Consider the following 25,697-nt stretch of genomic DNA (forward strand, 5'->3'; position numbering starts at 1 on the left):
CAGGCCGCAGGCGATCCAGCTGAGCGCCACCACCGACGTGAAGGCGCTGATGCGGGCCAATGGGGGCCGGTATGACATCGAGCAGGACCCACTGTGGAACGGGCAGCAGGAACCCAACACAGAAGCCTTTGCGAAGGAAGAGATTGCCTTCTACCAGTGCGACCACCTGGGAACGCCCCAGGAGCTCACCGACCACGAGGGCAACATTGCCTGGAGTGCGAGCTACAAGGCCTGGGGGGAGGCCAGGGAGGTCATCTCGGAGGCCGCCAGGCGCTCAGGGGTTACGAATCCGCTCCGGTTCCAGGGGCAGTACCTTGATGAAGAGACCGGGCTGCATTACAACCGGTATCGGTACTATGACCCGGGCAGCGGCCGGTTCGTCAGCAGTGATCCCATCAAGCTGGCGGGTGGGGTCAACCTGCAGGTATATGCGCCGAATCCTACGGAGTGGATCGATCCACTCGGTTTAATGGGGTATCGAGTCGCGACTAGAACTGATCGCGGAGTTGATCTCGGTAAAACACTCACCGACAAACAGGCAATTCAACGAGCGCAGCGAGGACAGGATGTGCACGCAGATAGCCGCAGCGAAGCAGTAACACTGGCCAAGAAATGCGGTCCTAGAAAAACTCATGAAACATCAACCGCATCCCAATCAAGAGACAGGGAGTACTGAGGGGCGCTTGCCACACGTTCACCCAAATGATCACGTAGACACTGTTGGAAATTCACACATTTTCTATCCCAAATAAAATGTCTCTCTATTTTTTATATTTTGAGTCAAAAAACAACCTCGCGACAAACTACGACGGATTTAAAGACGTCGGGAAATTTGATTTTCCTAAAAATCTATCGGCCGGAGCGATGCGCCTCCAATACGAAGGGAAAAATTACGAATGCGCAATCGTTTCAGACAAATCCCATCAGTGCGCAAATGATTACTTTTTGAAAGGAAATGACGACATTAAACATGAATTAATTGAATTCATCAAGTCAAGGCTGAAAAATGAATGCATCATTTCCAATTTAATTGGCTACGTTGAAAGGAATGAAAAAATTCCCCCGAAAGTTTTGGAATTGGAGAGCATAGAAATTAATTCGTTGATTGAAAAATTTACCACTCGCAATCTGAGCGACGGACGTGGTCTCAGAATAAGCAGGATGAATTAAATACCCTGATCTAAAACGCAACCTGAATGAGCGCTCAAGCAATCATCCGCGCCCATGACCTCTGGCGCAAAGGCATCGGAGGAGCCCCGGCCGGCTTGGCCGGCCAGAGCGACAGCAGCGCCTACGTGGGCCTTGACCTCAACCTCGCCCAATTTGCGGCCTCCACCTTCGCTGGCAGCAGCTTCAGCGCAACGACCTTCAAGCAAGCCGGATGGACTGGTTGTCAATTCATCGGCTGTACCTTCACGGCCTGCGATTTCTCCGGCATCTCCATCACTGGCTGCACATTCACCAACTGCACCTTTGCCCAATCGCAGTTTCAGAACAGCGGGCTCAGCAGTTCCAAATTCAATCGGTGTCAGTGGAACAGGCTGACCTTCGACCACAGCCACTGGTCCGGCGTGGACGTGCTGGATTGCACCGGCACTGGTATCCAGGCCGATGGCTTGTCCGGTGAGCATGTCGACTTCACCGGCAGCTGTTTCGAGCAGTCGGAGATGCGCAACACGCAGATCAACTGACTGAGCCGGCGGGAGGGCAACCGGTTTCGATATCCATCACTTCACTCTAAGGCGCGCAGCACCAAGGTCATGCATGGCACTGGAGCTTGAGGAAGAACATGTTCATCAAGCCGAGGGCGAATCGCTTGGAGGCGGGGAGCACCCGCCCAACACACGCTAATCCGGCTTGATCTTCGCCCGCTCGATCACAGGCTTCCACCGTTTTTTCTCCGTCTCGATGAAGCGCGCGAACTCCGCCGCCGTGCTGCCCACCGGAATGGCCGCCTCGGACTCCAGCAGCTTCTGCGCGGCCGGCTCCTTCATGGCCTGCGCCGCGGCGGCGGAGAGCTTGTCGGCATGGGCTTGCGGCAACGAAGCCGGTGCCAGCAGGCCGTACCACTGCGTCATCTCGAAGCCGGGGAAGCCCTGCTCGGCGACCGTCGGCACGTCCGGCAGTTGCACCAGGCGCTGGCTGGTGCCGGTCGCGATGCAGCGCAGCTTGCCCGCCTTGATGAAGCCGATCACGGCCGGTGCGCCGACCGCGGCGGCGTCGACGCGGCCGCCCATCAGGTCGGTCAGTTGCGGGCCGGTGCCGCGGTAGGGCACGTGCAGCAGGAAGGTGTTGCTCACCATCTTCAGGTATTCGAACGCCAGGTGACCCGCACTGCCGTTGCCGGCGGAGCCGTAGTTGAGCGTGCCCGGCTTGGCCTTGGCCAGCGCGATGAACTCGGTGAGGTTCTTCGCGGGAAGGTCGTTGCGCACGACGTACAGGCTCGGCACCTTCGACAGCAGCGAGATCGGCTGGAAGGCCTTGTCCGGGTCGTAGGGCAGCTTGGCGAAGATGAAGGGGTTCACGGCAATGGTGCCGATGTGTCCCAGCACCAGCGTGTGCTGGTCCTCGGCGCGCGCCACGTCGACCATCGCGACGTTGCCGGCGCCGCCGGGCTTGCTGTCGACGTAGACGCTCTGGCCGAGCAGCTTGGTCATCTCCGACGCAGCGGCGCGCGCCACGATCTCGGAACTGCCGCCCGGAGCGAAGGGCACCACGAGTCGGATCGACTTGCTGGGCCAGGCGGCCTGCGCCCTTGCCCCGATCGGCAGCATCGACGCGGCGGGGAGCGCGACACCCAGGCGCAGGGCGCTACGGCGTGTCAATTGGAAGGTGTTCACTGGGTATCTCCTTGGGTTGGTGTTCTTCAAGCGACTCGGGGCGACGCCGCGGTGGGCAACGGCATGGATGATGCAGCCGCCGCATCCCGGGCCTGGCTGCGTCCCATCCACACGACGATAACCGCGCCCAGCCCCGTCAGCAGCGCCAATGGCAGGAGCGAGAGCGGATAGCTGCCGGTCGCGTCCTTGATGGCTCCCAGCATCCAGTTGGCGCCGGAGGTGCCGATGTGGGCCAGCGTGTTGATGGCGGCGATGCCTGCGGCGGCCGAACTGGCGGACAGCCATTCGGTCGACAGCGCCCAGAACGGACCCTTGATCGAGTAGGTGCCGACGAGGATGAAGGTCAGCAGGACCATCGTGGCGGCGAGCGAACCGGCGGTGAGTTGCGTCGCGACAAGGCAGGTGCAGGTGAGCGCCAGCGGCAAGGCGGTGCTCCAGATGCGCTCGCCCGACTTGTCGGCACGGCGGCCCCACAGCACCATGACGATGGACGCGATGGCGAAGGGAATGCCGTTCATCAGGCCCGTCTCCATGGTGGTGAGCCCGAGCGACTTGAGGATCTGCGGCTGCCACAGCGACAGCGCATTGCTTGTGGCCGAGCTGCCGGCATACACGATGGCGAGCGCCAGCACGTACTTGTTCTTCAGGATCTGCAGCACCGACATGTGGGCCACCGGACCGGCCTGCTGCGCTTCTGCCGCCAGCTTGGCATTGAGCCAGTCGCGCTGCTCGGGCTTGAGCCACTTGGCGTTGTCCGGGCGGTTCGGCAGGATGAAGAACACCATCACGCCGAGTACCACCGCGGGAATCGCCTCGATGATGAAGAGCCATTGCCAGCCGCGCAGGCCGAGCCAGCCGTCGGTGCCGAGCAGTGCGGCGGAGATGGGCGAGCCGAGCAGGCTGGAGATCGGGATCGCGACCATGAAGGTGGCGACGATGCGGCCACGGTACTCCTTCGGGAACCAGTAGGTCAGGTACAGGATGACGCCCGGGAAGAAGCCGGCTTCGGCGGCGCCGAGCAGGAAGCGTCCGAGGTAGTAGCTGTAGGGCCCGACCGCAAAGGCAGCCAGTGCACCGACGATGCCCCAAGTGACCATGATGCGGGCGATCCACAGCCTGGCGCCCAGCTTCTGCAACGCCAGGTTGCTCGGAATCTCGAACAGGATGTAGGCGATGAAGAACAGGCTGCCGCCGAGTCCGAACATGGCTTGCGACAGGCCCAGGTCATGGTTCATCTGCAAGGCCGCGAAGCCGGCGTTGACGCGGTCCACGTACGCGATGAAGTAGCACAGCATCAGGAAGGGCAAGGTGCGCCAGGCGACCTGCCGCATCGTGGACTTTTCCAGTGCCGATTTTTCAAGCGGCTGAAGGGGAGCGGAAGGGGTGTGCATCGAAGTCTCCTTGTAGTTCACGGGGTTCACATGACGAAGGAGCACGACGCCTCTGGCGTGCGCGTGTCCATGTTCCGGCCACGGTTCAGGTGGTCGTCGATCTCGGCGGCGGCGCCGATCATTCGGCCGTAGAGGAAGACGGTGAAGGCCGCGGCTTCCAGGTCGCGCTCGGTCAGCGCGCCGGCCTTGTAGTCCTTCCACAGCAGCGCCAGCAGCAGCGCCGCGATGACCGCGTCGACGTTGACGCAGAAGACGTACGGCGTCGCGCCGGTCGCGTGCAGCGCCTGCACCAGTTCGAGGTAGTAGGCGTGGAAGATGTTGTAGTCGCCGCGCTTGGCCATGTAGCTGGCGATGAAGCGTTCGCGCGGGTCGTGGTTGACCGGCTTGCCCTTGAACACGGGGTGGTGCACGCCGGGCAAGGCGGGCGTCTCGGTGCCCAGTTCCTTGGCGGCGCGCTTGTCGGTCTTGTACGACTTGGCGAAGGCAGCGGCCATGGCCTTCAGGTCGATGCCATGCGATGCGTCGGTCGGGTCGGTGAGGCCGCTGTCCTTGAACTGCTTCAGAAGGAAGGCCATGCCTTCGAAGCCGTTGCCGCCGTGGCTGTAGCCGGTGTGCGTGAGGAAACCGGCCATGGCCTTGTTGATCTGCACGCGACCCGGTGTCTGCGGGCCGTCGGCGGCCACTGCGCCTTTCGCACCCTGCGCGGAGATGGAGCCGGGGCCATTCGAGACCAGCAGGCCGATCAGCATCTGCAAGGGCCGCGACTCGTCCTCGGTCGGCTTCTTGCCGGTGATGGCCAGGAAACACAGGTCGGCCATGGTCCATTTGCCGAAGCGTTCCTCGCGCGAGATGCCGCAGAGCGACCCGGCCTGGTGCTGCTCACCCGGGATCGACGCGCCGACCATCACGCCGTAGAGGCGCAGGTACCAGGGCAAGGTTTCCGCGGTGAGGCGGCTGATGCGCTTGCGCACCAGCGGGCCCCAGGCGATGGTCGTGGCGATGGCGGCCAGCAGCGCATCGCGCGAGGGACGGCCGCCGAGCGATTGCACGAAGCGCAGGAAGACCGACTTCGCGCCGCGCTGTTGGACGGCTTGCAGCATCGCTTCGGGACGGGGGTCGTCGGCCTCTTCCGGTCCTGCCATGAACAGTTCGCGCACGGCCGCATCGACCTTAAGTTGGCTGAAGTCGAAGCCCTCGTCATTGCCGTCCTTCAGGCCCGAGCCGGCAAACAGCTCGATCAGCGCCCGACTGCATGCGAGCGTGCGCTGCACGCGGCGCGGCCCGACGATGGCCACGGCCGCGGCCATCACGGTGTTGGGCGAGTTGCCGCCGTCGCGCGCCGCATCGGCGGCCACGAGGATCGGATCGCCGACGAGGTTCACTTCCGCGGCGACGGCGATGTCGAGCAAGGCCCGTTCGTTCGGCCCCGCGACTTCGTGCACCAGCGGCAGCGAGAAGTTCGCCTGCAAGGGCTCCAGCGCGAGTTCCAGCACCGAGCGGCCATGCACCGAGGTGACCTGCGTCTTCGAATCCATGACCGACGCGCCGGAGCGGTCCTTCATGTTCTGCCGCGCGATGACCGCGCCGACCTGCGCGCCGATGTCGGCGATCTGCTCGGCATAGGGCGCGGGGGCGGTGACGGGCTTGAGCGCCAGCGCATCGGGCAGCGTGATGCCCTGGTCATTGGCCATCCACGGCTTGAGGGCCAGGCTGCCGCGCGGTGCGAAATCGGGCTTCGCGCCGTTGAGCTTCATCACCGCCGTCAATGCGACCGGGATGTGCGCGATGTTGCTGACCACTGCGCCCTTGCGCGAGACGATCGGGTTTTCCGGCGTGTAGAGGCCGTCGACACCGAAGGCGTCCATGAACCAGCGCTCCTTGTCCTCGGCGCGGTCGCCCGAGCCGGCCATGGCACCGGCATGACCCACGGCCCGCGTGAGCTTCGATTTCCAGCGCCCGACCACGCAGGCCACCACAGGCTTGCCGAAGTCGATGTCGTGCTCGTAGTAGCCGCCGGGCTCGGCATAGAGCACCGCGGCGCGCGAGCGGCCGTCGTTGCGGAAGGCATGCGCGAAATCGCGCGCGGCATAGTGGATGTAGACGTCCTTGCCGGAGGAGACCAGCGTGGTCGTGCCCCAGCCTTCGGTGCTGAGGTACTGCGCGATGGTGCTGGTGAAGCCGCCGGAGTTCGAGAAGATCGCGACCGTGCCTTGCACCAGCGCCTCATCCGGATGGTCACCGCCGAGCGCACCGCCGATGCGGGTGCGGCTCCAGGAATCGGCCACGCCGAGGCAGTTGCCGCCGATGATGTCCACGCCGCGCTGTTGCGCCATCGCGCGGATCTCGCGGGCATCGTGCACGGAGATCTTCTCGGTGATGATCACGACCTTCTTCAGGTCTGGGTTCACGCGGATCAGTTCGGCCACACCGTCGCGCACGCCCGAGGGCGGCAGGTAGACCACGCCGGTGTTGAAGCTGTGGCCGGCGTCCAGCCCCTCGCGCACGTTGTTGAACACGGGGATGTTGCCGACTGGCGTCTTGAGCGACTGGCCGCTGCGGCCGGGCGAGGTGCCGAACACGACGTTGCCGCCCGAGAAGGCATGGCTGGTGGGCGTGACCTGGCGCGACTCGCCGCCGAGGATGTTGAGCACGCAGACGCGATCGCCGCGCGTGGCTAGGTCGGCGAGGGAGTGGATGCCGAGGTAGTACGGGGATGCTGTGGTGGCTTGGGTTTGCATGATGTCGTCTCTCTCAGTGGGCGGTGGCAGCGGCGTCGGCGTGGGCGGCGGCGGGTGCAGTGATGGGAGCACTGGCGATGGCAGGGGCAGTGGCGGTGGGAGCAGCGGAGGTCGCAGGGGCGGTGGCCTGGATGACGGGCTGGATCGCGGCCTGGACCGGCGCGGCGATACCGAGGTGCGCTGCGATCTGCGCACGTCCTTCTGCGCGCATCCACGCGTCGACCTTCTTCGCGTAGTTCACGACCTCCGAGATCGCGCTGTCGAAGCCGAAGAAGCGATAGGGCACGCCGAGTGCATCGCAGGCCTCGGCCAGCGCGCCGAAGCCGCGCACCAGGTTCGGACCGCCTCGGCCCACCACCACATACAGGGGCGTCGGCCCATGCTGCGAGAAGTGCTCGCGCAGCGCGTCGCCCATCGCGCGCAAGGTCTCGTGGATGTCGGTGTTGTTCGACTTGCCACCGATGATGAACAGCACGTTCGACTGCTTCAGGAAGTGGCGATAGCAGATGCGCGCCACCTCCTTCATCTTCTCGTAGGGCGGGTTGCCGCCGAAGTCCGAGGAGATGCTGGCCGCCTCGCCCAGCACTTCCGTCACCAGGCTGTTGGCGCCGCCGCCGAAGGTGGGCGCGAGGATGGTGCCCTTCTCGTTGATGACGAACACGTCCGACTGCCCCTGGTGCGTGCGCAACTCGTTCACCTCCTGTTCGAAGGCAGAGACGTCGGCCGCAAACAGATGGTCGGGCAGGTTGAGGCGCGCTACACGCGGATCGTCGCGATCAAAGCCGCACTTGAAATCGCAGGCCACCGGCGTGAGGCGGCCGTTCTTGTCGGCGCGCATGCGGATCGGGTTGAGCTCCAGCGTGGTCATGCCGTAGTGGTGCATCAGCTCCCACAGCTTGGGCAGGTGCTGCACCAGCGGCGAGATGACTTCGCGCGGCGCGCCGATGTCGGTGAGCGCATTGGCGATGACGAAGGCCTTCAAACCCGTGAGTGCGTCGAAGGGCACGGTGCGGATCTCGTCCTTGCCGAGTTCCTCGATGTCGACACCGCCCTTGTGCGTGATGGTGATCGTCGGTGCGCGGAAGCGCGTGTCGTCGGTGATGGAGAAATAGATCTCGTGCTCGGCCGGCACACCGCCTTCGAAGGTCACGCCGTTGGCCTTGGCGACAGCGTTGCCGTGCTTGTGCTCCGCGAAGTAGAGCCGCTCCTTCTCGGCCAGCGCGGTCTTCAGGTCGCTGGCCTTGCCGATGAGGCCCGACTTGCCCTTCTTGCCCACGCCGCCGCGAAACAGCGGCTTGATGAAGACCTGCCCGTGGTGCTTGATGAGGTCCTGGATCTGGCCTTCGGACGCATCGGGGCCGAGCACTTCGGAAGTCGGGAACTCCACGTGTTCGAGCAGTTTGGCGCCGTGCAGCATGCCGGTGAGTTGCATTGGAAATCTCCTTGGAAGTTGAAAAAGACGAGGCTCCGCCCGGGCGGGTGCAAGGCGCACCTGCCAGTGGCAATCAGGGGGTGGTTGAGTGGGGGCCGCCGTCTATCGCGGGGCGACCTTGAGGCCGAATTCCTCGGCCACCTTGCGGTAGCCGTTGACGCTGCGCTTCACGTAGGCCTCAAGCTCGGCGCCGGTCATTGCGAAGGCATAGAGCCCACGTTCGATGCGCAATCGTTCGTAGTCCTTGGTGGCCAGCATGCGGGCGAACAAATCGCTCCAAGCCTGGTAGTCCGCATCGCTGACCTTCGGCCCGACATAGAAGCCGCGGATGATCGGCCAGACCAGGTCGGAGCCGGCTTCGCGCGCCGTCGGCACCTGCGCGAGCGGACCCGGCAGGCGCTGCTCCGACATCACGGCCAGCACGCGAAAGGACGCACCGTCCTTGAGCTGCGTCCCCATCTCCGAGGCATCGCCGGTGTAGACCTGCACATGATTGCCCTGCAAGGCCCGCAACGCCTCCCCGCCGCCCTCGAAGGCGACCAGGCGCATGTTGCGGTGATTCACGCCGGCCGCGCGTGCCGTCATCGCGGCCTTGATCCAGTCCTGGCTGCCGACGGTGCCGCCTGCGCCGAACACGACCTTGGACGGATCGGCCTTGACCGCGGCCATCAGATCCTTCAGCGACTTGAAGGGCGAGTCGGCGGCCACCACGATCACGCCGTAGTCGGCCGCCACGCCCGCGACCCAGCGCACGTCGGCTTCGTCATGCGGGCCGAACTTGCCTTGGGCGATGTTCAGCAACGAGCCGCTGGAGAAGGCCACCAGCGTCTGCGCCTCGGCCGGCCGCTGCGTCGCGAAGGCGTTGTAGGCCAGCGCACCGATGCCGCCAGGCAGGTAGCTGATGCGCATCGGCGCAGGAATGAACTTGCCCTCCAGCAGGCCGGCCTGCGCCAGCTTGCAGGTCAGGTCGAAACCGCCACCGGGCTTGGCCGCAGCCACGCACTGGGTCTTGTCGAAGTCGACTGCGAGTGCCGGCGCGGGGGCTGCGCAGAGCGCGATCAGCAATGGCAGCAGGTGTTTCATGGGTCTCGCGTTCCGGCGTTGTCTCTGGGTGTGGAGTCACTGTAGCCAGCGGTGGCTGTCAGGGCGCTTTCAGAGAAACGGCGAAAACCCGAGGGAAAACCCGTGTCAAGAAGCCAGAGGTAACTCGATCGAGACAACAAGCCCGCGACCGCCCTCGCCTGCCGAAAGCCGCATGCCGCCACCGTGGCGCTGCGCGATCGAGCGCACGATCGCGAGGCCGAGGCCGGAGCCCGGCAGCGTCATGTTGCTGGCGCGAAAGAAGCGCTCGCCGGCACGCGACATTTCGTCCTCGGGGATGCCCTGGCCGGAGTCGACGACGTCGAGGATGGCGAAGTCTTCTGCGCGCCGCACTGCGACCGTGACCTCGCCGCCGCGTGGCGTGTAGCGGATCGCGTTGTGCAACAGGTTGGAGAGCGCCTCCCGCAACAGGGCCGCATGCGCGGGGAGTTCCAGTTGTTCGCAGTCGCTGTCGAAGCCCAGGTCGACGCCGCTGTCGCGAGCTGCGGGCCACCATTCCCGCGTGATCTGCCTTGCGAGCGCCACTAGATCGATACGCTCCAACTCCAGTTCAGCCGCATCCGTGCGCGCCAGCGACAGCATCTGGTTGGTCTGCCGAACGGCTTCGTCCAGTTGCGTCTTGACGGCGGAGAGGGCGTCGCGCATGCGATCCGCATCCGGCTCGCGCAGCGCATAGCCGACCTGCGTCGCCAGCGTGGCGAGCGGCGTGCGCAACTGGTGCGAGGCATCGTCGATGAAGCGCCGGCGCGCCTCCGTCAGCGCGCGATTGCGCACGACGTGATGGTTGATCGCCTCGACCAGCGGGCGCACGTCGGCCGGGATGCGCTCGGTGTCCAGCGGCGCCAGGTCCTGCGGCGCGCGCGAGCGCACTTCATCGTGCAACCGTCGCAGCGGCTTCAGCGCCCAGCCGATGGCCGCCGCCAGCAGCACGCTCGCTAGCAGGATCAGCAACAGGTCGCGCTGCACCGACTGCCACACGAGGCTGCGCGTGAAGGCATTGCGCGAGCCCAGGGTTTCGGCCACCTGGATGATCACGCGCTGGTCGTGCTGACTGCCACCGATGCGATCGGCGAGCACGCGCGCATAAGTACCCACGCGCACCGGCTCGTCGAAGTAGACCGAATCCGAGAAGCGCGGCTGACCCGTGACCAGCGTGCCGGTCGGCGCGGGCAAGTCGGCGTTGCCGATCTCGACCAGCCCGTCATCCGTCGCGACGCGGTAGTAGACCTGTCCGCTCGCGGTGAGCTCGAAGAACTCGAGCATGCGGTACGGCAACTCGACCGACAGGCCGCCGCTCTCGGTGGAGATGTTGGCATCGATGGCCTTGATCGCGCCGAGCAGCGAGCGGTCATAGGCCGCATTGGCGGCGTCCAGCGAGGTACGCCAGGTGAGCCACAGCTCGGCCACCACCAGCAGCAGCATGCCAGGCAGCAGGACCATCAGCAGGGTGCGCCGCAGGCTGGCCCGGTGCCACGCGTCGAATCTCATGGCGTGGATTCGAGGACGTAACCCAGGCCGCGCAGCGTGGTGATGCGCACCGGGCTGGCCTCCAGGCGCTTGCGCAGGCGGTAGACCAGCACCTCGATGGCGTCCGGGCTCACGTCCTGTTCATCGGAGAAGACGCGCTCCAGGATCTCCTGCTTGGACAGCGGCTGGCCGCTGTGCTGGATCAGCGTGCGCAGCACGGCGTGTTCGCGCGGCGTCAGCGTCAATGCTTCGTGGGCCAGCATGAACTGCTTGGCGCCGGCATCGTAGGAGAGCGGTCCGCAGGCAAAGCGCGGATGCTCGCTGCCGCGGGATCGGCGAATCAGGGCGAGCAAGCGGGCTTCCAGTTCGGCCAATTCGAAGGGCTTGGCCAGGAAGTCGTCGGCGCCTTCGGTCAGGCTGCTCACGCGCTCCATCAGCGAGTCGCGCGCCGTGAGGATGAGGATCGGCATGCGCTGGTCGGCGGCGCGCAGGTCGGCCAGCACCTCGTGGCCGCCCAGGCCCGGCAAGCCGAGGTCGAGGATCAGCGCGTCGTAGCGCGTGTCCCTGACGGCCCGGCGCACCATGCGGCCGTCCGCGACCCAGTCCACGCGGAAGTCGCTCTGCTCCAGCGCGCGGGTCAGCCAGGTCGCCAGGCCGGCTTCGTCTTCAGCCAACAGGATTCGCATCCGGGCATTCTGCATGCCGGACGGTGGAGGGCTTCAGATTTCGAACTGCGGCTGCAACTCGCGGATGCGCTTCATGGCGACGCCAGCGGCGGCGGTGCGCGTCTCGACGCCGAGCTTGACGTACACACGCTCCAGGTGCTTCTTGGCCGTGGCCGGGCTGCTGCCGAGGATCTCGCCGATGTCCCGGTTGGTCTTGCCCTTGACCACCCAGTAGAGCACCTCGGCCTCGCGCGCGGTGAGCTTCAGGCTCAGGCTCATGGCCTCGATGACGGCGGTGTCCGACACCTCGCGCATGATGATCATCCATTCGGCGCCGTCGTCGTCATGGCCGGTCTGCTGGTGCAGGCGCAGGTTGAGGTGCGCGGCGCCGAGTTCGATCGACAGCACCGGCGGCTCGATGCGGTCGACGGTGCCGGGCAGGTGCTGGTGCAGCCAGGCGAGCACGGCGGCCGGCGTCTCGGGCGCGCTGGTGCCGCAGTAGCGCAGCAGCAGGTCGCGCGCCAGCGAGGTCTGCCAGATCAGCTTGCCCTCGGGCATGCGCACCGTGATGCTGGCATAGCCGAAGGCGTCCAGCGCGTTGCGAGCCTGGCCGGCCTGCCGCGCCGCCTGCCGCGCCTGCCGCGCGCCCTGCAGGTGCACGTTCATGCGGGCCAGCACTTCCTTCGGCTTGATCGGCTTGGTCACGTAGTCGACGCCGCCGGCCTCCAGTGCGGCGACCAGGTGCTCGGTCTCGGTCAGGCCGGTCATGAACACGATCGGGATGTGCGCGGTGCCGGCGTCGGCCTTGAGGCGACGTGCCACTTCGAAGCCGTCGATGCCGGGCATCATTGCGTCGAGCAATACGATGTCGGGCCGGGCCTGCGCCGCGCGCTGCAAGGCCTGCTCGCCGTTGGTGGCGATCAGCACGGTGTAGCCGGACTCGTCGAGCGCGTCATGCAGTACGGCAAGGTTGTCCGGCACGTCGTCGACGATGAGGACGAGGTCGCTGTTGGCGGCGTTGTCGCGCAGCGTGCGGGCGAGTGCGCTGGTCATTGCAGCCCCCACGCTCGGCACTTCGTGTCCTCGCTGCTCCCCGAGGGGGCGTTCGCATCTTGGAGCGGTCCGGCGATGCTCATGGTGTTCATTGCGCGATCACCCGCCCCATGGCCTCGAACTGGAATTGCCGTGCCAGCGTGCGCTGCGCCTCGGTCCAGCTTGCGCATTCGGGTTGCGCTGCATCGATGTCGTCCAACTGGTTCATGATTCCGCGGAAGTAGCCGAGGCCGATGGCTTCTTCGAGCGCCTTGAGGCGCGCGTCGGAGGGCCGCACCTGCACCGCCGGCACGGGTGGTGCCTTGAGCGCGGCAACGGTGCTGTCGGTCCATTGAAGGGCAAGCCGGCGCTCCAGCCAATCGAGCAGGTCGCTGTGGCGCACCGGCTTGACGAAGAAATCCTCGGGCGTGATGCCCACGTCATTCGGCAGCCGCTTGTCGAAGGCGTTGGCCGAGACGATGGCCACGGACGTCTTCGTCAGGCCCAGCCGATGCGCGCGCCGGATGGTCTCCCAGCCGTCGATGCCGGGCATGGCCAGGTCGACGAACATCGCATCGGGCCGATAGCCGGCAGCGATGAGGTCCAGCGCATCGTGGCCGCTGGCGGCGGTGCGCAGTTCGAAGCCCAGCGGCGTCAGCACATGGGCGAGCAGGTCGCGGTCGGCTTCCTCGTTGTCGACCACCAGCAGGCGCCTTCTTGCGCCGAGGTAGCCGCGGCGTGCGCGCAGTGCCGCCAGGGCTTTCGTCGGCTCGGCAATCGCCATCGCGTCATGCACACGCGGTAGGAACAGCCGCAGCCGGAACACCGAGCCCTGCCCCGGCGTGCTCTGCACCTTCATCTCGCCACCCATCAGGTCGGTCAGCATCTTGGCCATCGTGAGGCCCAGCCCCGCACCCGGCACGCCCGTGGCGCCCTGCGATTCGCCGCGCGAGAAGGGCTCGAAGATCACGTCGAGTTCGGCCTGCGACATGCCGGGACCGGTGTCCTCGATCTCGACCGCAGCGAACTCGCGCGCATAGCGCAAGCGCAACGTAACCTGTCCGCTGCGCGTGAACTTGATCGCGTTGCCGAGCAGGTTGATGAGGATCTGCCGCACGCGCTTCTCGTCGGCGCGCACCACGGCGGGCAACTCGCCGGTGGGCTCGAAGCGGAAGGCCAGCCCCTTCTCCGCCGCCTGCAGTTCGAACATGTCGGCCAGCTCCTGCATCGCTTCCGCGAAGGGCATGGGCCGGGGATTGAGCGTGAGCTTGCCAGCTTCGATATGGGCAATGTCGAGCGTGCCCTCGATGAGCGACAGCAGGTGCTCGCCGCCGCGCTTGATCACGGCCACGGCCTGCTTGCGGTGCGGCGGCACCGAGGCATCCTCGCCCATCAGTTGCGCATAGCCGAGGATGCTGTTGAGCGGCGTGCGCAACTCGTGGCTGATGGAGGAGATGTAGCGGCTCTTGGCCTGGTTGGCGAGGTCCGCGGTGGTGCGTGCACGGTCGGCGGCCTGCTTGGCCTCCTGCAATGCGCGGTCGGTCTCCCGGTGCAGCGCGATCTCGCGTTGCAGCAGATGCGTCTGCCGGTTCGATTCCTCCTGCGCCACCTTGCGGCTCTGGTGCGCGAGCACCAGCCACCAGGCCACGATGCCCGCGATGAGCAGCAGCGCCATGTAGGCCTTGAGAAAGCCGCCACGCAGGGACTGCGCACTGGCCGTGGCCGCATCGCTCAGCAGCAAGGCGCGAAGCTCCTGCTGGTAGAGCACGCCGAACACCGCCGCCAGCAGCGGCACGATGATCATCATCAGCAGCAGGAAGTGGCCGAGGCCGGTGTCGAGGTAGCGCCAGCTGCGGCGCGGCAGCAGCCAGCGCAGCACGGCGGACCATTGGGCGGACAGGGCCGCATGCGGCTTGCAGAGGTCGCCGCAGCGCGCGTCGAGCGTGCAGCACAGCGAGCAGATCGCGCCCTGGTAGGCCGGGCAATGGGCCATGTCGGGGCCTTCGTATTCGCGTTCGCAGATGACGCAACGTTGGAGTGCCAGTCGTTGGTAGCTCCCTGCATCGGCCTCGACTTTCGCCCAGAGCACCTTGCCGCGTCCGTCGTGCACCGGCCCACGCGCCAGGTAGTACTTGCCCTTCGTCACCCAGGCCAGCAGCGGCGTCACGACAAAGGCAGTGCCCAGCGCGATGAGTGCCGAAAATGCCTGCGCCGTCTGCCCGAACACGCCGAGGTGCGCGCTGATCGACAGCCCCGAGGCCAGCGCCATCGCACCCACGCCGACCGGGTTGATGTCCCACAGGTGCGCCCGCTTGAACTCGATGCCCGGCGGCGACAGGCCCAGCGGCTTGTTGATCACCAGGTCCGCGACCACGGCCATCATCCAGGCGATGGCGATGTTGGCGTAGAGGCCGAGCACATCGCCCAGCGCCTCGAACACGTTCATCTCCATCAGCATGAAGGCGATGAGCGCGTTGAACACGACCCACACCACGCGCCCTGGATGGCTGTGCGTGACACGCGAGAAGAAGTTGCTCCAGGCCAGCGAGCCGGCATACGCGTTGGTGACGTTGATCTTCAACTGCGAGATCACCACGAACACCGCAGTGGCCACCACCGCCCAGACGTAGTTGGGGAACACGTACTCGTAGGCGGCGAGGTACATCTGGTTCGGGTCGACCGCGCGCTCCGGCGGCACCATGTGGGTGATGGCCAGGTAGGCCAGCAGCGCGCCGCCGAGCATCTTGATGACGCCCAGCACCACCCAGCCCGGGCCGCCAGCCAGCACGCCCGCCCACCAGCGCCCGCGCGTCGACTGGGTGCGCGCCGGCATGAAGCGCAGGTAGTCGGCCTGCTCGCCCATTTGCGTGATCAGCGCGATGCCGACCGTGAGCCCGGCACCGAACAGGTGCATGTTGAAGCCCGCGATGTCAGACTTGACACCGCTGTAGTGCGTGATGCCCGAAAACGCACCAGGATCGCGCGCCAACACATAGCCGAAGGGCACCACCAGCATCAGCAACCAGATCGGCTGGGTCCAGAGTTGCAGCCGGCTGATGACCGACACGCCGTGCGTCACCAGCGGAATCACCACCAGCGCGCAGACCAGGTAGCCCCAAGCCGGCGGGATGCCCAGCGACAGTTCCAGCGCATAGGCCATCACCGCGGCTTCCAGCGCGAAGAAGATGAAGGTGAAGGAGGCGTAGATCAGCGAGGTGATGGTCGAGCCGATGTAGCCGAAGCCCGCGCCGCGCGTGAGCAGGTCCATGTCGACGCCGTAGCGCGCGGCATAGACGCTGATCGGCAGGCCCGCGAGGAAGATGATCAGGCCGGTCGTGAGGATGGCCCAGAAGGCATTGAGGAAGCCGTACTGCACCAGCAAGGTGGCGCCCACCGCCTCGAGGATCAGGAAGGACGCCGCGCCGAAGGCCGTGTTGGCCACGCGCCATTCCGACCACTTGCGAAAGCGCTGCGGGGTGTAGCGCAGCGCGTAGTCTTCCAGCGTCTCGCTCGCGACCCAGCTGTTGTAGTCGCGGCGCACCTTGACGATGCGCTGCGGGGCGTCGTCGTCGGTCGTGACTTCAGGTGGGAGGATGGGCGGGGCGAGACTCACGCAGGGTCCGTGCAGCTTTCGTGCCCGCACTTGTTGCTCGCCCCCAGGTCGCCGCGCTGCGGCTCTCCCCCCCGACCGGGGGCAACACCAGAGGCCCGGCAAAGCCGGTTCCTCGGTGTTCCTGGAATAGAGAAGCACACCAAGCGGTGCGTGGGGACGGCACGACTGTTGCAAAGCGACTGGCCCGCACATAATCCGCCGCTTCCAAGCCACCCGATCCGACCATGGAATTGACTCCACGCGAAAAAGACAAGCTGCTGATCTTCACCGCGGCGCTGCTGGCGGAGCGCCGGCAGGCCCGGGGGCTCAAGCTCAACTACCCCGAGGCGGTGGCGCTGATCTCGGCGGCCGTCATGGAAGGCGCGCGCGACGGCAAGAGCGTCGCGGCGCTGATGAGCGAAGGCCGCAGCGTGCTGACGCGCGCCGACGTGATGGACGGCGTGGCCGAGATGATCCCGGACATCCAGGTCGAAGCCACCTTCCCCGACGGCACCAAGCTCGTCACCGTGCACCAGCCGATCGTCTGAACCTCATTCATCCAGCGGAGATTTCCTCATGCGCCTGTTGTCGCGTTCCACTTTCCTTGCCTTGATCGTCGCCCTGCCACTCGCGGCCGCGGCCCACGTCGGTGCCGACGGCGTCGCGCATCACACGGCCGGGTTCACGCAGGGCTTCCTGCATCCGTTCACCGGCATCGACCACCTGGCCGCGATGGTCGGCGTGGGGCTGTGGAGCGCGCTGGCGGCACGCGGCGCGCGCGACCTGTTGTGGGCGCCGCTGGGCTTTGCAGCGATGCTGCTGGTCGGTGCAGTGACGGGACTGGCGGGCGTGCAGGTGCCGGCGGTCGAGCCGATGATCGCGGCGTCCTTGCTGGTCGTGGGGCTGCTGGTGGCCACGCGCTTGCGCCTGCCCGGCCCGGTCGCCGCGGCGGTGGTCGGTGCGTTCGCCGTCTTCCATGGCGTGGCGCATGGATACGAACTCTCGGGTGAAACCGGCGCCGGCGCAGCGGTCTTCGGCATGGTGCTCGCGACGGCCTTGCTGCACATCGCCGGCATCACAGCCGGCTGGCTCCTGCGCCAACGCAGCACCTTGCTGCCGCGCATCGCCGGCGCCGCGGTCGCGCTGTTCGGCGTGGCACTGCTCGCGCAGGTGGCCTGAACATGATCCCCGGCGAACTCATCACCGACGAGGGCGAGCACGTTCTCAACCCGGGCCGTCGCACCGTGACGATGGTCGTGCAGAACACCGCGGACCGGCCCATCCAGGTCGGCTCGCACTACCACTTCGCCGAGACCAACGGCGCGCTCGCCTTCGACCGCGAGGCCGCGCGGGGCATGCGGCTGAACATCGCATCGGGCACGGCCGTTCGCTTCGAGCCCGGGCAGCAACGCACGGTCGAGTTGTGCGACTTTGCTGGCGACCGCATCGTCTACGGCTTTCAGGGCCTCGTACAAGGAAAGCTGTAAATGGCAACGATTGGCAGGCGTGCATACGCCGAAATCTTCGGCTCCACCGTCGGCGACCGCGTGCGCCTGGCAGATACCGACCTCGTCATCGAAGTCGAAGCCGACTACACCCTGCGCGCCGGCGGCTACGGCGAGGAAGTGAAATTCGGCGGCGGCAAGACGATCCGCGACGGCATGGCGCAATCGCAGCGCACGCGCAATGAAGGCGCGGTCGACACCGTCATGACCAACGCGCTGATCCTCGACCACTGGGGCATCGTCAAGGCCGACATCGGGCTGAAGGGCGGGCGCATCGTCGCGATCGGCAAGGCGGGCAACCCCGACGTGCAACCTGGCGTCGACATCGTCATCGGCCCGGGCACCGAAGTCATCAGTTGCGAAGGCAACATCGTCACGGCTGGCGGCATCGACAGCCACATCCACTTCATCTGCCCGCAGCAGATCGAGGAGGCGTTGAGCTCCGGAGTGACCACCATGCTCGGTGGTGGCACTGGTCCGGCCACCGGCACCTTCGCGACCACCGCGACGCCCGGCCCCTGGCACATCGAGCGCATGCTGCAGGCGGCCGATGCCTTCCCGATGAACCTCGGCTTCCTCGGCAAGGGCAATGCGAGCCTGCCGGCCGCGCTGCACGAGCAGATCGACGCGGGCGTGATCGGCCTCAAGCTGCACGAGGACTGGGGCACCACACCCGCCGCGATCAGCAACTGCCTCGACGTGGCCGATGCCACCGACACCCAGGTCGCGATCCACAGCGACACGCTGAACGAATCGGGCTTCGTCGAGAACACCATCGCGGCGGTGAAGGGCCGCGGCATCTGCGCCTTCCACACCGAAGGCGCGGGCGGCGGCCATGCACCGGACATCCTGCGCGTGGTCGGCGAGGACAACTTCCTGCCCTCCTCCACCAACCCGACGATGCCCTACACCGTCAACACGCTCGACGAGCACGTTGACATGCTGATGGTGTGCCACCACCTCGACGCCGGCATCGCCGAAGACCTCGCCTTTGCCGAATCGCGCATCCGCAAGGAGACGATCGCGGCGGAGGACATCCTGCATGACCTCGGCGCGATCAGCATGTTCAGCAGCGACTCGCAGGCCATGGGACGCGTGGGCGAGGTGATCATCCGCACCTGGCAGACAGCGCACAAGATGAAGGGCCAGCGCGGCAAGCTGCCGGAAGACGGCGCGCGCAACGACAACTTCCGCGCCAAGCGCTACGTCGCCAAGTACACGATCAATCCGGCGATCGCGCACGGCATCTCGCATGAGGTGGGCAGCATCGAGGTCGGCAAGTGGGCCGACCTGGTGGTGTGGAAGCCGGCCTTCTTCGGGGTCAAGCCCTTCACCATCCTCAAGGGCGGCAGCATCGCGATGGCGGCGATGGGCGATCCGAGTGCATCCATCCCGACGCCGCAGCCGGTGCACTACCGACCGCAGTTCGGTGCGTATGGCGGGTCGCTGGCACGAAGCTCACTGACTTTCGTGTCGCAGGCCGGCCTGGCCGCGGGCATCGGCCAGCGCTTCGGCCTGGCCAAGACGCTGAGCGCGGTGAAGAACATCCGCGGCGTGCGCAAGCAGCACATGGTGCACAACGGCTACGCTCCCAGGATGGAGATCGATGCGCAGACCTATGCGGTGCGGGCGGATGGGCACCTGCTGACTTGCGAGCCGGCGGTGTCGCTGCCGATGACGCAAAGGTACTTCTTGTTCTGAAGGCTCGTGCCGGGTATGAGGCGGGCGTCGGAGTCAGCCGCCGCGCGGCACGATGTGATCGCGAATCCAGTTGGCAAATTCGGCCTCGTCGATGCCGCTCGCCGCGACATCGAGCATGGACAAGGTCGCCTCGGCTTGCGACACCACCAACCTGTACCCGTTGAGCGCGAGGAACAAACCGACTGCGAGGAACGCCACCCGCTTGTTGCCATCGACAAAGGGATGGGTCTTGGCAAGGCCCACACCGTAGGCCGCGGCCAGTTCCGCCATGTCCGACTCCCCATAGGCGACGAGGTTGAGCGGGCGTGCCAGTGCAGATTTCAGCAAGCCTTCGTCACGGATACCGGGCGCACCGCCATGCTCTGCAAGACTCTCTTCATGCAGCAGCATCAGGGCGCGTTGGTTGACCCAACGCCACTCGCTCATTTGGCCAGCTGGTGGAAGGTGTCGCGGAACTCGCGCATGAACTCGCGACCGAGCTTGACTTGCTCGTCCAGTTCCGGGTCGTACGGCGTCAGCGTGTACCCGCCATTGGCGGACTCGCTGACGAACAAGGTGTCCCCCTTCTCGACCTTCAGGTACGCGAGCATTTCCTTTGGCAGGATGACACCGACCGAGTTTCCGATCTGCGTAAGTTTGAGGGCGGACATTCAGCGCTCCCTAAGTTATAACGGTCGTTATATTATCTGCACTCCGAGCCTACCAATCAAGCCCAGCACATGCTCACCGCCAACAAACTGATGCCGCAAGGCAAGGGCCTTGCTCCCGTCCTCCTCAAGCGCGCCGCCACCGTCGAACTCGACTGGGACGTGCGCCAGAAGAGCCGCTTCGACGCCACCGATTCGCAGGGTCGGCAGATCGGCGTGTTCCTGCCGCGAGGCACGGCCGTGCGCGGGGGCGACGTGCTGGTGGCCGAGGACGGATCGCTGGTGCGCGTGATCGCCGCGCCGCAGCCGGTGCTGGTCATCACGCACTGCTCGGCGCATGGCACGCCTTTCGACCTGACGCGCGCGGCCTACCACCTGGGCAACCGGCATGTGCCGATCGAACTCAAGCCCGACCACCTGAAGATCGAGCCCGACCATGTGCTGGCCGCGATGCTGCGCTCGATGCACCTGATCGTGCACGACGCCAACGAGGCGTTCGAGCCGGAAGGCGGGGCGTATGGGGCGCAGGGTGGCGGTCACGGACACGATCACGGCCACGCGCATGACCATGGGCATTCGCATGGTGGCAAGGCACCGGTCGGCCCCGTGTTGCATCCCGATGCCTACACGGGCACGCCGACTCAAGACGACCACGCACATGACCACGGGCACGGCCACGATCACGACCACTCCCACGGCCATTCGCACTGATGCCTGACGCCCCTGCCGCTGCCCCCGCCGCACTCCCCGCGGCCAGCCTGCTGCAACTCATCTGGCTCGCCTCACCCGCGTTGCCCATCGGCGGCTTCTCCTATTCCGAAGGCCTGGAAGCCGGTGTGGAATGGGCTGGCCTGGCGAGCGAAGCGCAGGCCTCCGACTGGATCGTCGACCAGCTCCACCTGAGCCTCTCGCGTGGCGACCTGCCCGTTGTCGCGCAAGCCATCGCGGCCTGGCGCGCCAACGATGCCGAACGCATCCGCACCCTCAACGCCTGGGTCCTGCAAACCCGCGAGTCCGCCGAGTTCCTGCTCCAGGCCGAGCAGATGGGCCGCTCCTTCGTCGAGTGGCTCAAGCTGCACCATGACGGAATCGCCGGCGCCTTCGACGGCCTGCCCGTCACCTATCCCGTGGCCTTCGCCTTCGCGGCCAGCCGCACCGATGCCGGCGTGCGCGATGGCTGCCTCGCCTTCGCCTTCGGCTGGGCCGAGAACATGACCGGCGCCGCCGTCAAATGCGTGCCCCTGGGCCAGAGCGCCGGCCAGCGCATCCTGGGCCGCCTCGCGCATGAAATTCCCACGGCCGTCGACCATGCGATCACACTCGCGGATGACGATCGCCAGGCCTTCTCGCCGATGCTCGCGGTCTATTCCGCACGGCACGAAGCCCAGTATTCCCGCCTTTTCCGCAGTTGAACTTCTTGCATCACACGACCATGTCCTCCGCCCTGCACCACATCGCCAACCGCACCAAGAAACTGCCGCCGCTGCGCGTGGGCATCGGCGGACCGGTGGGTTCCGGCAAGACCACCCTGCTGGAGATGCTCTGCAAGGCCATGCGCGACAAGTACGACCTCATCGCCATCACCAACGACATCTATACGAAGGAAGACCAGCGCCTGCTGACCGTTGCCGGCGCCCTGCCCGCCGAGCGCATCATGGGCGTGGAAACCGGCGGCTGCCCGCACACCGCGATCCGCGAGGACGCCTCCATCAACCTCGAGGCCATCGACCGCATGCTCGGCGACTTCCCGGATGCCGACGTGGTCTTCGTAGAATCCGGCGGCGACAACCTGGCCGCCACCTTCAGCCCTGAACTCAGCGACCTCACCATCTACGTCATCGACGTGGCCGCCGGCGAGAAGATCCCGCGCAAGGGCGGCCCCGGCATCACCAAGAGCGACCTGTTCGTCATCAACAAGACCGACCTCGCGCCCTACGTCGGCGCCGACCTGGGCGTGATGGAGGCCGACACGAAGCGCATGCGCAAGCAGCGGCCCTATGTGATGACCAACCTCAAGACCAACACCGGCCTGGCCGAGGTCATCGCGTTCATCGAGCAGCGCGGGATGCTGGTGGAAGACTGACGAGCGCGAGGGTCGGCGCGCACTGGATGCTCCGACGCGCGCCGGCTTGTCCGCGATGCGCGGTGAAGTCAGTCCAGGTACCCGAGGTCGCGGATGTCGGAACCGATCGCCGCCGGGTCGGCCCGGTGGAACGGAAGGCTGATCAGCAATTCAAGCCGGCGGCGCAGGCCGTAGAGGATCTGGATGGCGGCGTGGGCCGTGTCCTCGGCCTTCGCGAATGACGCCGCATCCGGGAACGCCCACAGCGCGGAATACGGTTGCCCGGGCCAGTTGGGCTCCAGGAGTTGCGTCGGCCCGTCCAGCGAGATGACGAAATCGAAACGTGCCGAGCCCGGCCGGGCCAGTTCGTTCCAGCCTCGCGGCTGCGTCACTGGCACTGCAATGCCGGCACTGACCAGCGCACCGGCTGCCGCGGGGTGAATCGACGGGCTGACATGCCTTGGATCGCCACAGGAAACGACCGCGAAGCGGTCCCCGGCAAGATGCATGAGGCACGCATGGGCCAGGATGCTGCGCAGGGAGTTGCGCCTGGAAACGAAGACTATTCTTTTTGCCATCGAAGTGAGTCAGCGCAAACCACATTGCCGCCGCGACAAGCGGCCTGCCGCGGCGCGGATTCTCATTAACGATTGTTACGCAACCACCGCTCCATTTCCCTGACGCAGCGCAAGCCAGGCGCCTTGCCTTGTCCCGCAGGTAGTCCGCCAGCACGAAGCTGGTGAAGAACAGCGGGCGCAACACCGCCTGCGCGTCCTTCCGGCCGGGCTGCCGGCGCAGTCCTTCAACGCCCGCGAACCGAACGAGCGAAGCACCATGTCGTGCAGCGACTGGCGATGGACCAGTCCATCGACGCGCAGAAGCTGCGGACCACCGGACGACGGCGCACACGCTCGCTCGCGCAGACCAGGTGGCAACTGACGCCCAACGGCGCGATCCCCCTGCCGGCGCGCCGCAGTCGGCCCGAGGCCAGCAGCCGCTCGGCAGGAATGGCGTGCCGATGCCAGCCAACGGTCCCCGTCCGGCCGGCCCGGAGACCGCGTGACGTCGACTTCGCCCGGGTAGACAATCCCGCCGTGCAACCCTCCACTGCTCCCGGTTTCCTGCCCATGACGGGCATCTACGAACCGTCGGCCGTCCAGCAACTGCCGGACGGGCGGCTTCTGGTGGTCGAGGACGAGAAGCACCATCAGTTCAGCCTGGTCACGATCGCCGCCGATGGCAGTATCGACAGCGAGCGGCTCACCCCGGGGTTGCTCCATGTCTTCGATGACTTCTGGAATCTCAGCGACCTCGAAGGACTGGCCCTCGACAGCGCGGGCTTCGTCTACGCCATCACCTCCCATTCCCGGGATGACGACGGCGACGAGAAGAAGTCCCGGGAGCGCCTGGTCCGGTTCCGGATCGATGGATCCAGGGTGATCGATCCCAAGGTCTTCCGCGGCCTGAAGGGCGCCTTGACCGCGCAGTTTCCCTTGCTTGCGGAGGCGGCCGGAATCCGCGATGTCAAGAACGGCGGCGGGCTGAACATCGAAGGCCTGGAGATCCACGCGGACGAGAAGCGGCTCATGATCGGCTTTCGCAGTCCGTTGCACGAGGGCCGCGCCATCATCGCGAGCGTGCTGAATCCGAACGGCATCTTCGCGGACGACGAGCCGCCCCGACTGGCCGCCGAGCTCGATGAACTCGACCTCGATGGCCACGGCATTCGCGCCCTGACATGGCTCCCTTCCCTGGGCGACTACCTGGTCATCAGCGGGCCGGTTTCACGCGAGCCGGGCGAGTTCGCGCTGTGGCGCTGGAATGGGCGGCATGAAGGGCCGGCACGACGCATCACCATTCCGGGATTGCAAGGACTGGGACGCGGAGAAGGCGTGGCCCCTGCCGTGCTCGACGGCGTGGAGCGGATCGTCATCGTCAGCGACGACGGCAATCGGAAGGAAGAACGCCCTGCCCACTACCTGTTGCTGGACCCGGGCCAATTGAAAACCGGGCGCTGATTCAGAGGGTGGATGGCAGCCCGTGGCATCGAGGATCCGCCGACCAAAGCTGGCACCGAAAATCCCCTACCAACGCGAACAGGCCGCCACCCACGCATCGTGATCGGCAATTCTTACGCGCGTGTGATGCCGCAAGGCTGACAGGCGCCTCACGCCGTCGCGACAGCGCTGCGACTGCGCAGGCCCGCCACCAGCAGGATCAATCCGAAGGCCACGCCATACACACAGGCGACGATGCGCCGCTCGCCACTGCCCGCAGGCCCCAGCAGCAGGCCCACGCCGAAGAGCGCCGTGCACACGCTGGCAGCCACCACGGGCCACACGAAGGACTGCGTGGAAAAGGGTTCGCCACGCTGCCGCATCGCCCGCAGCAAGGCGTAGATCACGCCAGTGATGCCCATCGCGATGAAGACCGTGACCACGGCGGTCGTGAAGAAGGCGCCCGTGAAAAGGTTCGACGTGATGTTGGGATTCAGCAGGATCGTCCCGCCGAAGACGAGGCGCACCATGGCATCGAGCAGCACCACGAAGAACAGCCATTGCCCCTGCACGCTGCGGAACAACGCGATGGCAAGTCCCAGGCCGAGCACCCCGTCGATCACGCCGTACCAGCCGCCCAGCGCCGTACTCTTCGGCGCCAGCAGCAGGCCGAGGCCGAACAGGATATTGAAGGCACCGCGGAGCAGAAGCAGTTGTCGCATGAGCATGGCCCCTGGGCAGGTGAAGCAATCGACCTTACTAGCTTGCCAGGCCGCATGCAAACGCACGTTCGGGAACGGCCCCGTGCACTTTGGTGCAACGAGCGGTTACGGCATGACTTGCGCTCAGGTCTTTCAGCTACATTGGCCCGCAACTCACCACAGGGACTACCTCATGCGTTACTCCGCAATCGTGTTGGCGTGTGCACTCTCGCTGTCCCAGGCAGCGCTTGCAAAGGATCCTGTGAAGCCGGCCAACGCCGGCATGGGTGTCGCAGGGGGTGAGCTCGAAGTTCGCGCCACCGTCGTCGAGCTCGACAAGGCCCATCGCACCCTCGTGCTGAAGGGCCCGAAGGGTAAGGTCGTGACGCTCGCCGTCCCCGCCGAGGTCAAGAATTTCGATGAAGTCCGCGTGGGCGACCAGCTCGTGCTGCGCTACGCAGCCGCCGTCGCGGCCATGCTGGAGCCCGTGGCCAAGAGCGACGGCATCCGCGAGCGCGTGGAGACCAGCGGCGGCGGCACCGCACCCGCCGGCTCGCTGCCTGCGGTCGGCGCATCGAACACAGTGGAAGTCCTGGCGGTGGTACAGGCCATCGACCGCAAGGCCGGCACCGCCACGCTGCGCGGCGTCTCGCGCACCGTCACCGTGAAGATTCCGGAAGGCATGGACACCAGCAAACTCAAGGTCGGCAGCGAAGTGCGCGCAGTGATCACCGAAGCCGCTGTCCTGAGCGTGGAGCGTGCGGCGAAGAAATAGCGCACGCTTGTGAGTCTGCGCAGCTTGCTGCGCACGGTTTGCAATACGAGG

24 protein-coding genes are annotated in these 25,697 nt (G+C 66.1%); 11 read left to right on the forward strand and 13 right to left on the reverse strand.

Going from position 1 to position 25,697, the window contains the following annotated elements; genetic code table 11:
- Together WKW79_RS13370 and WKW79_RS13375 are read left to right on the forward strand one after the other, a co-directional pair.
- Window positions 1–676: RHS repeat-associated core domain-containing protein (locus WKW79_RS13370; protein WP_340335657.1), on the forward strand; the 676-nt coding region annotated here is incomplete at its 5' end.
- 520 nt (window positions 677–1,196) lie between these two features.
- Window positions 1,197–1,691, forward strand: a complete 495-nt coding sequence (locus tag WKW79_RS13375; RefSeq protein ID WP_340335658.1) for a pentapeptide repeat-containing protein — start codon at window positions 1,197–1,199, stop codon at window positions 1,689–1,691.
- A 156-nt stretch (window positions 1,692–1,847) separates the two neighbouring features.
- Here WKW79_RS13375 and WKW79_RS13380 read toward each other — a convergent pair whose 3' ends face one another.
- The 9 genes from WKW79_RS13380 to WKW79_RS13420 all read right to left on the reverse strand — a co-directional run bounded on the left by WKW79_RS13380 (window position 1,848) and on the right by WKW79_RS13420 (window position 16,279).
- Window positions 1,848–2,840 (reverse strand): Bug family tripartite tricarboxylate transporter substrate binding protein, encoded by a 993-nt coding sequence (locus WKW79_RS13380; RefSeq protein WP_422823887.1) that lies wholly within the window; start codon window positions 2,838–2,840, stop codon window positions 1,848–1,850.
- A gap of 26 nt (window positions 2,841–2,866) precedes the next feature.
- Window positions 2,867–4,231: an MFS transporter gene (locus tag WKW79_RS13385; protein ID WP_340335659.1), complete on the reverse strand. Its 1,365-nt coding sequence runs from the start codon at window positions 4,229–4,231 to the stop codon at window positions 2,867–2,869.
- A 26-nt stretch (window positions 4,232–4,257) separates the two neighbouring features.
- Window positions 4,258–6,969, reverse strand: coding sequence for a CoA-binding protein (locus tag WKW79_RS13390; RefSeq protein WP_340335660.1), 2,712 nt, complete (start codon window positions 6,967–6,969; stop codon window positions 4,258–4,260).
- A gap of 13 nt (window positions 6,970–6,982) precedes the next feature.
- Window positions 6,983–8,401 (reverse strand): ATP citrate lyase citrate-binding domain-containing protein, encoded by a 1,419-nt coding sequence (locus WKW79_RS13395; RefSeq protein ID WP_340335661.1) that lies wholly within the window; start codon window positions 8,399–8,401, stop codon window positions 6,983–6,985.
- Between the two features lie 102 nt (window positions 8,402–8,503).
- Complete coding sequence (locus WKW79_RS13400; RefSeq protein WP_340335662.1) at window positions 8,504–9,484, reverse strand: Bug family tripartite tricarboxylate transporter substrate binding protein; 981 nt, start codon at window positions 9,482–9,484, stop codon at window positions 8,504–8,506.
- A 105-nt stretch (window positions 9,485–9,589) separates the two neighbouring features.
- A complete protein-coding gene (locus WKW79_RS13405) occupies window positions 9,590–10,990 on the reverse strand; it encodes a sensor histidine kinase (RefSeq protein ID WP_340335663.1) in 1,401 nt (466 codons plus the stop codon).
- Window positions 10,987–11,655, reverse strand: a complete 669-nt coding sequence (locus WKW79_RS13410; protein ID WP_340335664.1) for a response regulator — start codon at window positions 11,653–11,655, stop codon at window positions 10,987–10,989. The genes WKW79_RS13405 and WKW79_RS13410 overlap by 4 nt, the downstream gene beginning before the upstream one ends.
- A gap of 33 nt (window positions 11,656–11,688) precedes the next feature.
- The gene (locus WKW79_RS13415; RefSeq protein ID WP_340335665.1) at window positions 11,689–12,687 is read right to left on the reverse strand and encodes a response regulator; all 999 of its coding nucleotides are present in this window, start codon (window positions 12,685–12,687) and stop codon (window positions 11,689–11,691) included.
- Window positions 12,688–12,775: 88 nt separating this feature from the next.
- Entirely contained in the window at window positions 12,776–16,279 is a 3,504-nt protein-coding gene (locus tag WKW79_RS13420) for a hybrid sensor histidine kinase/response regulator (RefSeq protein WP_340335666.1), read from the reverse strand.
- A gap of 224 nt (window positions 16,280–16,503) precedes the next feature.
- Between WKW79_RS13420 and WKW79_RS13425 the strand changes: the two genes are divergently transcribed.
- Genes WKW79_RS13425 through ureC form a run of 4 tightly spaced genes read left to right on the forward strand, consistent with a single transcriptional unit; the run spans window position 16,504 to window position 19,464 of the window.
- Window positions 16,504–16,806, forward strand: a complete 303-nt coding sequence (locus WKW79_RS13425) for an urease subunit gamma (RefSeq protein WP_183025330.1) — start codon at window positions 16,504–16,506, stop codon at window positions 16,804–16,806.
- Between the two features lie 28 nt (window positions 16,807–16,834).
- Window positions 16,835–17,437: a HupE/UreJ family protein gene (locus tag WKW79_RS13430; protein WP_340335667.1), complete on the forward strand. Its 603-nt coding sequence runs from the start codon at window positions 16,835–16,837 to the stop codon at window positions 17,435–17,437.
- Window positions 17,438–17,439: 2 nt separating this feature from the next.
- On the forward strand, window positions 17,440–17,745 hold the full coding sequence (locus tag WKW79_RS13435; protein WP_340335668.1) for an urease subunit beta: 306 nt from the start codon (window positions 17,440–17,442) through the stop codon (window positions 17,743–17,745).
- Complete coding sequence (ureC, locus tag WKW79_RS13440) at window positions 17,746–19,464, forward strand: urease subunit alpha (protein WP_340335669.1); 1,719 nt, start codon at window positions 17,746–17,748, stop codon at window positions 19,462–19,464.
- 33 nt (window positions 19,465–19,497) lie between these two features.
- Here ureC and WKW79_RS13445 read toward each other — a convergent pair whose 3' ends face one another.
- Window positions 19,498–19,890, reverse strand: a complete 393-nt coding sequence (locus WKW79_RS13445; RefSeq protein WP_340335670.1) for a type II toxin-antitoxin system death-on-curing family toxin — start codon at window positions 19,888–19,890, stop codon at window positions 19,498–19,500.
- Window positions 19,887–20,114, reverse strand: coding sequence for an AbrB/MazE/SpoVT family DNA-binding domain-containing protein (locus WKW79_RS13450; RefSeq protein WP_340335671.1), 228 nt, complete (start codon window positions 20,112–20,114; stop codon window positions 19,887–19,889). Before WKW79_RS13450 ends, WKW79_RS13445 begins: the two co-directional genes overlap by 4 nt.
- Before the next feature lie 69 nt (window positions 20,115–20,183).
- On the opposite strand from WKW79_RS13450, the gene ureE reads away from it, so the two are divergent.
- The 3 genes from ureE to ureG are packed head-to-tail and all read left to right on the forward strand — an operon-like array spanning window position 20,184 to window position 22,194.
- Window positions 20,184–20,822: an urease accessory protein UreE gene (ureE, locus tag WKW79_RS13455; RefSeq protein ID WP_340335672.1), complete on the forward strand. Its 639-nt coding sequence runs from the start codon at window positions 20,184–20,186 to the stop codon at window positions 20,820–20,822.
- The gene (locus WKW79_RS13460; RefSeq protein ID WP_340335673.1) at window positions 20,822–21,523 is read left to right on the forward strand and encodes an urease accessory protein UreF; all 702 of its coding nucleotides are present in this window, start codon (window positions 20,822–20,824) and stop codon (window positions 21,521–21,523) included. The genes ureE and WKW79_RS13460 overlap by 1 nt, the downstream gene beginning before the upstream one ends.
- 20 nt (window positions 21,524–21,543) lie before the next feature.
- The gene (gene ureG, locus WKW79_RS13465) at window positions 21,544–22,194 is read left to right on the forward strand and encodes an urease accessory protein UreG (RefSeq protein WP_340335674.1); all 651 of its coding nucleotides are present in this window, start codon (window positions 21,544–21,546) and stop codon (window positions 22,192–22,194) included.
- Between the two features lie 68 nt (window positions 22,195–22,262).
- Here the strand turns inward: ureG and WKW79_RS13470 are convergent, their stop codons facing one another.
- Window positions 22,263–22,751 carry a low molecular weight phosphatase family protein gene (locus WKW79_RS13470; protein ID WP_340335675.1) on the reverse strand — a complete coding sequence of 163 codons (489 nt, stop codon included), beginning with the start codon at window positions 22,749–22,751 and terminating at the stop codon, window positions 22,263–22,265.
- A gap of 276 nt (window positions 22,752–23,027) precedes the next feature.
- Here WKW79_RS13470 and WKW79_RS13475 point away from each other — a divergent pair, with 276 nt between their 5' ends.
- Window positions 23,028–24,191, forward strand: coding sequence for a DUF3616 domain-containing protein (locus WKW79_RS13475; protein WP_340335676.1), 1,164 nt, complete (start codon window positions 23,028–23,030; stop codon window positions 24,189–24,191).
- Between the two features lie 149 nt (window positions 24,192–24,340).
- Here WKW79_RS13475 and WKW79_RS13480 read toward each other — a convergent pair whose 3' ends face one another.
- Window positions 24,341–24,892, reverse strand: a complete 552-nt coding sequence (locus WKW79_RS13480; RefSeq protein ID WP_340335677.1) for a hypothetical protein — start codon at window positions 24,890–24,892, stop codon at window positions 24,341–24,343.
- A 241-nt stretch (window positions 24,893–25,133) separates the two neighbouring features.
- Here WKW79_RS13480 and WKW79_RS13485 point away from each other — a divergent pair, with 241 nt between their 5' ends.
- Window positions 25,134–25,646 carry a hypothetical protein gene (locus tag WKW79_RS13485; RefSeq protein ID WP_340335678.1) on the forward strand — a complete coding sequence of 171 codons (513 nt, stop codon included), beginning with the start codon at window positions 25,134–25,136 and terminating at the stop codon, window positions 25,644–25,646.
- Window positions 25,647–25,697: the final 51 nt, after the last annotated feature.

The sequence above is a fragment of the Variovorax robiniae genome, from assembly GCF_037889955.1.
Taxonomy (GTDB): Bacteria; Pseudomonadota; Gammaproteobacteria; order Burkholderiales; family Burkholderiaceae_C; genus Variovorax; species Variovorax robiniae.

Excerpts from the sequence above, each read along its gene's own strand:
- WKW79_RS13475 (WP_340335676.1), top strand. The coding sequence starts at position 23,028 with ATGGACCAGTCCATCGACGCGCAGAAGCTGCGGACCACCGGACGACGG.
- WKW79_RS13405 (WP_340335663.1), bottom strand. The coding sequence starts at position 10,990 with ATGAGATTCGACGCGTGGCACCGGGCCAGCCTGCGGCGCACCCTGCTG.
- WKW79_RS13450 (WP_340335671.1), bottom strand. The coding sequence starts at position 20,114 with ATGTCCGCCCTCAAACTTACGCAGATCGGAAACTCGGTCGGTGTCATC.
- WKW79_RS13390 (WP_340335660.1), bottom strand. The coding sequence starts at position 6,969 with ATGCAAACCCAAGCCACCACAGCATCCCCGTACTACCTCGGCATCCAC.
- WKW79_RS13395 (WP_340335661.1), bottom strand. The coding sequence starts at position 8,401 with ATGCAACTCACCGGCATGCTGCACGGCGCCAAACTGCTCGAACACGTG.
- WKW79_RS13480 (WP_340335677.1), bottom strand. The coding sequence starts at position 24,892 with ATGCGACAACTGCTTCTGCTCCGCGGTGCCTTCAATATCCTGTTCGGC.
- WKW79_RS13425 (WP_183025330.1), top strand. The coding sequence starts at position 16,504 with ATGGAATTGACTCCACGCGAAAAAGACAAGCTGCTGATCTTCACCGCG.
- WKW79_RS13430 (WP_340335667.1), top strand. The coding sequence starts at position 16,835 with ATGCGCCTGTTGTCGCGTTCCACTTTCCTTGCCTTGATCGTCGCCCTG.
- WKW79_RS13375 (WP_340335658.1), top strand. The coding sequence starts at position 1,197 with ATGAGCGCTCAAGCAATCATCCGCGCCCATGACCTCTGGCGCAAAGGC.
- ureC (WP_340335669.1), top strand. The coding sequence starts at position 17,746 with ATGGCAACGATTGGCAGGCGTGCATACGCCGAAATCTTCGGCTCCACC.
- WKW79_RS13435 (WP_340335668.1), top strand. The coding sequence starts at position 17,440 with ATGATCCCCGGCGAACTCATCACCGACGAGGGCGAGCACGTTCTCAAC.
- WKW79_RS13460 (WP_340335673.1), top strand. The coding sequence starts at position 20,822 with ATGCCTGACGCCCCTGCCGCTGCCCCCGCCGCACTCCCCGCGGCCAGC.
- ureG (WP_340335674.1), top strand. The coding sequence starts at position 21,544 with ATGTCCTCCGCCCTGCACCACATCGCCAACCGCACCAAGAAACTGCCG.
- WKW79_RS13385 (WP_340335659.1), bottom strand. The coding sequence starts at position 4,231 with ATGCACACCCCTTCCGCTCCCCTTCAGCCGCTTGAAAAATCGGCACTG.
- WKW79_RS13470 (WP_340335675.1), bottom strand. The coding sequence starts at position 22,751 with ATGGCAAAAAGAATAGTCTTCGTTTCCAGGCGCAACTCCCTGCGCAGC.
- ureE (WP_340335672.1), top strand. The coding sequence starts at position 20,184 with ATGCTCACCGCCAACAAACTGATGCCGCAAGGCAAGGGCCTTGCTCCC.
- WKW79_RS13400 (WP_340335662.1), bottom strand. The coding sequence starts at position 9,484 with ATGAAACACCTGCTGCCATTGCTGATCGCGCTCTGCGCAGCCCCCGCG.
- WKW79_RS13415 (WP_340335665.1), bottom strand. The coding sequence starts at position 12,687 with ATGACCAGCGCACTCGCCCGCACGCTGCGCGACAACGCCGCCAACAGC.
- WKW79_RS13445 (WP_340335670.1), bottom strand. The coding sequence starts at position 19,890 with ATGAGCGAGTGGCGTTGGGTCAACCAACGCGCCCTGATGCTGCTGCAT.
- WKW79_RS13410 (WP_340335664.1), bottom strand. The coding sequence starts at position 11,655 with ATGCGAATCCTGTTGGCTGAAGACGAAGCCGGCCTGGCGACCTGGCTG.